Raw genomic sequence first — 522 nt, 5'->3', positions numbered from 1 at the left:
GCCGCGCTTGACGACGACCTTGTTGGTCGCCGGATCGCGCAGATCCTCGCCCGCGGGGCGGCCGAGAATACGCGACGCCAGCGAGGCCACGACCGTGCCCGCGTCGATGATGGCGCGCATCTTGATGCCGAGCTTGGTGCCGCAATCGTCCTGCGTGATGATGCAGTCCTGCGCCACGTCCACCAGACGGCGGGTGAGATAGCCCGAGTTCGCGGTCTTCAACGCCGTATCCGCGAGGCCCTTACGGGCGCCGTGGGTGGAGTTGAAGTACTCCATAACCGTGAGGCCTTCCTTGAAGTTCGACACGATCGGCGTTTCGATGATCGAGCCGTCCGGCTTGGCCATCAGGCCGCGCATGCCGGCGAGCTGACGCATCTGCGCGGGCGAACCGCGCGCGCCTGAATGCGCCATCATGTAGATCGAGTTGATCTGGGAATCTTCGCCCTTCGCGTTCTTCTTGACGGACGAAATTTCCTTCATCATCTGCTCGGCGATCTTCTCCGAGGCTTTCGCCCAGGCGTC

At 63.6% G+C, this 522-nt stretch carries 1 pseudogene; it reads right to left on the bottom strand.

The features are described 5' to 3' along the window. A pseudogene (locus D1614_RS28885) lies at window positions 1-522 on the bottom strand (DNA-directed RNA polymerase subunit beta'); the annotation flags it as partial.

Origin of the sequence: Maribellus luteus, from assembly GCF_003576475.1 — a bacterium.
Taxonomy (GTDB): Bacteria; Bacteroidota; Bacteroidia; order Bacteroidales; family Prolixibacteraceae; genus Draconibacterium; species Draconibacterium luteum.
Note: the sequence above shows the minus strand (reverse complement) of the source record. Positions and strands in the feature narration are given on the sequence as shown.